We start from the raw sequence: 4570 nt of genomic DNA on the forward strand, positions 1-4570 counted from the left end.
ATAGCATCCAGAGGTTCAAAAACCTTGCACTTTCGTCGGCGAGCGCCGGGCAAATTGGGAAACTAAGCGACGAAACTACTATTTTGTAAGCTGTGTGGCTTCTAGATTCGCTCTGGAGACTTATTCAGCAAGCCCTATATACAGTATTGTTATTCTTAACACGGCGGTATTTGAAGAGTGTTGGTGTCGGTAGAAAATCAGCAAAGCCGCTCAACTCACTGGCTCACTGATACGCATCTATGGATGCAGCACACGTTGGGGACGAACATCTGTGCGCCCCCACAAGTTGATTATTTACAAGCCTTTATTTAAGTTCCCAACTAAACTTTTGATTCCAAAGATTTGAGTAACTCAGTATTCACACCCGATTCACGAATCAGGGCAATTTTGCCAGTGCGAGCGATTTCTCTTAAGCCAAATTTTTGCAACACTTGCACGATCGCTACCATCTTACCCGGATCTCCCACAACTTCTAAGGTGAGAGAATCTTCCGCCACGTCTACAACTCGCGCCCGGAAAATTTGAGACAGTTCGATAACTTCTGAGCGATTGCTGCTGTTAGCATTCACCTTAAATAGCATCAATTCTCTCTCTACACAAGGAGTTTCGGTAATGTCCTGTACCTTGAGAACATTGACTAACTTGTATAGTTGCTTGGTGAGTTGCTCGATCACGCGATCGTCACCAGGTACAACCATTGTAATTCGGGAGACTCCTCCTTGTTCAGCCGGGCCAACAGCAAGGCTTTCAATATTAAAGCCGCGACGGGCAAATAAACCAGAAATGCGGGAAAGAACACCCGCCTCATCTTCAACCAGAACTGAAAGGGTATGTTTCATTTTCGCCAACAGAGGCTAGAACAGGATTTGAGTAACGCAGACACTAGTACAGCACGGCGGAATTCAAAATTCACTCATTCAAAATTCAAAAATCCTTGAGTTCCAAGCTTTTGACATTTTGTCAAGTGTATGTTCATTTCCGCCGTGACGTTTTAGCTAAAGCTACGCTAGACGTATTGCTGCACTAAATTGTAAGTGCAATCTTCTATTTTAAACTTAATAGTTGCACTTGTTGCATTCTCTAGAGAGAAATTGGGCAGAAATCATACTGCAAGCCGGAATTTCATTGAATGCATATCTTTTCGTTGGCAGATGCTACATTTTTGTAAAACTTTTATACTCAAATATAATAAGCCTCTAATAGGAGAAAAGTTTTATGGGTTGGTTAAAAAGACTATTTGGAATGGAAAAACCTCAAAATGCAGAAGTAAACCCTACTCCACAGGCAATACCACAAGCCTCTAGTACTAGCGTTGCGCCTACTGCTACTCAATCAATACCGCCAGAACGTCTAGGATTGAACGGTGAATATGACCAGAGTGGGTTAGCAAAGCGGGTAGCATTAGCTTTTGATCAAGACCCCAAACTGGATGATGTAGATACCCTTTGGGTTGCTCAAACTGGTAGTACTGTAGTACTGAAGGGTAAAGTTCCTAGTCAAGAGATTCTCAACCAGATGATTTCTGTAGCCCGTTCTGTAAGTGGTACTACAGATGTTGATACCAATCAAGCGGCCATTGGTTAGCTACTAAATAATTCAAAATAAAATAACCCAATGGTGGCAAACCTGTTAGCTTGCCCGATCGCCCAGAAACTATAACGTATGAGGAATAACCAAAGGTTGGCGATGCCTGCGGCGGGCTACGCCTACGCCAACCCGTTTCTCAATCCAATCTAAAATAGCTTGGTTGATTTGTTCTGGGCATTCATCATGGGGACAATGACCGACATCTTCTAGATTTAGCACTTCTAATTTATCGTTATACTGGGCAAATTGGTTAGCAAGGGCTGGGGGAACAAACCGATCTTTTTGCCCCCAAATTAACAGCATCGGAATTGTTAAGGTTGGTAATACTGTCTTGACACTAGGACTAAAATCAATTCCGATCGCAGCTTTGAACAAAGCACTAAACGCCCTAGCTGAACCCTGATCTTGGGGAGGTCCAGCTAAAATTTCTATCAGTTCATCGGTAATCGCCTCTGGATTAGCGTAAGCGAGACTAGCCCAACGACGTAGCACACCAGGCCGGCGCACGAAGTTAAACACAGGTTTAAGTATCAACGGGGAAGCGACAATATTTTTAATTGCTCTGACAACTGGTTTTAGAACCGGAGGAATTGCTTCTTGTTCTAATGAAGGGTCGGGTAAACTCATCATCACCATACCCCGTACCATATCAGGATGGGTGGCAGCGGCGGCCATAGAAATCAGCGAACCGTTAGAATTGCCTACTAATATCACTGGCTGACGGATAAATGTTTTCCAAAAATCGTAAACCTGCTCTACCCAGAGTTGGATACTATAATTAACTGGGGCTTTTTCAGAAGCCCCAAAACCCAGCATATCTAAGGCGTAAACTGTGTGATGCTCACCCAACACCTCTAAGTTATGTCGCCAATGACCAATGGAAGCACCAAAGCCATGTAACAGGATTAGGGGCGTTGCATTGTGGTTATTTTGGACAGGGCGAATGTAAGTGTAGCGAGTTTGCCAGCCCCGCCAAACCCAATCCCTTTGATTACCAATTCGCTCCTGCCAGTGTATCGCCGTGGTCATAGTCCCCTCCAATTTATCAGAGTTGAAATACTATTTTGACATTAGTAAAATTCAACGAGTTCCTCACAAAATCCGCTGGTCTTCAAATCCGTGCGTGTGACTTTTACCACACACAGCTTTTCAATGAATTGGCACATTGTCATATGTACTTCACAACTGAAGATGGTTCAGTTGTTTTTCATCATGACAGTGGCTGTGTAATATAATTTTTTTCTTCCTCAACTGCTGTGAGTTTGGAGCGCCTACTTGAGAGCTTATCCACAGGTCTGAGACATTACCCAGTTTTTGATGATAAAAAGTCAGGTGAATTGAGATTTAGTTCAGGTAAGTGGGAACTCTAAGTGTAAGTTGCAGAGTGCTGCCTTCCGAATCGGATTAGGACGCTGCTATTCAAACTTACAATGAGGTAATTATGTTTCAAGTTGTTGTTGGTCATAGTGACGATCCTGATTCTCATAGCGCGATCGCTGAAGTTCTTCAACAATGTAACCGTTCGCTTGCAGGGTCAACTCCTCAGGCTGGACTTTTATTCACTGCTATAGACTTTGACCATGCGTTAATTTTACAATGCATCCAGAATGCTTTTCCCGGAATTGAGTTGATTGGTGGAACTACGAATGGAGAAATTTCTTCAGTTTTGGAGTTTCAGCAAGATTCTCTGACCTTAATGCTGTTTGCTACAGATGAAATGGAAATTCGGGCAGGTATTGGACGAGAAGCATCTAAAAATCCACATCTTGCAGCCCAACAAGCGATCGCCCAAGCAAAAGCCAAGAGTGCATCCCTGCCACAATTATGTCTTACCTTTCCCGATAGCCTCACGAGCAATGGAGTCTTGATTTTAGAAAGTTTAAAACAAAGCCTGGGAGCGCATTTTCCGATCATTGGGGGAATGGCTGCCGATGACTACACCTTTGATAAAACCTATCAATTTTTCCAAGATGAAGTCTTAAGTGATTCAGTTCCAGTGCTGCTATTTTCTGGACAATTACTATTTTCCCACGGAGTTGCCAGTGGTTGGACTCCCATTGGCCAACGTAGCCGTGTAACTAAAGTCAATGGCAACGTAGTATATGAAATTGATGGACAGCGTGCCTTAGATTTCTATCAGTATTATCTCGGTGAAGAACAATTTGCAGCCAACTATGCGATTCATGCCCTGGCGGTTTTTGAGGATCAAGACCATTTCTATATGTGGGCACCTAATGGCTACGATCAGCATTCTGGTAGTGTAACGTTCTTCTCAGATATTCCCGAACAGGCAGTTGTGCAAATTACCGATGCGACTCGTGACAATATTCTGTCAGCTTCTGAGGCTTCACTGAAGAATGCTCTCGCCGATTATCCCGGTGTCAAGCCAACGGCAGCGTTGCTCATTTCCTGTGCAGCCCGTCGGCGGATTCTTGGGACTCTTGCCAGAGAAGAATATCAGCTGATCAAAAAGCACTTACCAGAGGCATTGCCCTGCTGTGGTTTCTATGCTTACGGTGAAATTGCTCCTTTAGTGGGTGGAGGTCAAGCCCGATTTCATAATAAAACATTTGTAACACTGTTGTTGGGAACAAGCTAAGTGTCTATGGACAATCAAGACGTTTCCATACAAATCCAAACATTAGAAAAAGCCAACCGCATCTTTCAAAAAAAGCTGGAGCGCTGCGAAGCTGAACGTCGTCAGCTAGAAACTGACATTGCAACAAAAGAATTTTTACTTAAGAAAGTCATTTGTGAGTTAGAAGACTCTCGGACAGACTTGGAGCGAAGAAGCCAAGAGTTAGAAAATACCTTAAATACTTTGCATCGGATGCAAGGTCAGATGATTCAAAGTGAAAAGATGTCTGCTTTGGGTCAAATGGTAGCTGGTATTGCTCACGAAATCAACAATCCCGTTAGCTTTATTTACGGAAACCTTGGCTATATAAGCCAATACACCCATGAGTTACTGAGACTAGTCCAG

Annotated in this window: 4 protein-coding genes and 1 pseudogene; 3 read left to right on the plus strand and 2 right to left on the minus strand. The window is 43.4% G+C overall.

Going from position 1 to position 4570, the window contains the following annotated elements; all coding sequences use genetic code 11:
- Nucleotides 1–320 precede the first annotated feature (320 nt).
- On the minus strand, nt 321–839 hold the full coding sequence (gene ilvN / locus ACEW80_RS12135; protein ID WP_373526815.1) for an acetolactate synthase small subunit: 519 nt from the start codon (nt 837–839) through the stop codon (nt 321–323).
- Nucleotides 840–1215: 376 nt separating this feature from the next.
- On the opposite strand from ilvN, the gene ACEW80_RS12140 reads away from it, so the two are divergent.
- The gene (locus tag ACEW80_RS12140) at nt 1216–1584 is read left to right on the plus strand and encodes a phospholipid-binding protein (protein WP_373526816.1); all 369 of its coding nucleotides are present in this window, start codon (nt 1216–1218) and stop codon (nt 1582–1584) included.
- 69 nt (nt 1585–1653) lie between these two features.
- Here ACEW80_RS12140 and ACEW80_RS12145 read toward each other — a convergent pair whose 3' ends face one another.
- Nucleotides 1654–2616: an alpha/beta fold hydrolase gene (locus tag ACEW80_RS12145; RefSeq protein WP_373526817.1), complete on the minus strand. Its 963-nt coding sequence runs from the start codon at nt 2614–2616 to the stop codon at nt 1654–1656.
- A gap of 412 nt (nt 2617–3028) precedes the next feature.
- On the opposite strand from ACEW80_RS12145, the gene ACEW80_RS12150 reads away from it, so the two are divergent.
- Together ACEW80_RS12150 and ACEW80_RS12155 are read left to right on the plus strand one after the other, a co-directional pair.
- Complete coding sequence (locus ACEW80_RS12150; protein WP_373526818.1) at nt 3029–4186, plus strand: FIST signal transduction protein; 1158 nt, start codon at nt 3029–3031, stop codon at nt 4184–4186.
- Nucleotides 4187–4192: 6 nt separating this feature from the next.
- Nucleotides 4193–4570, plus strand: a pseudogene (locus ACEW80_RS12155) (sensor histidine kinase); the annotation flags it as partial.

The sequence above is a fragment of the Nostoc sp. genome, assembly GCF_041747015.1.
Classification (GTDB): domain Bacteria; phylum Cyanobacteriota; class Cyanobacteriia; order Cyanobacteriales; family Nostocaceae; genus Nostoc.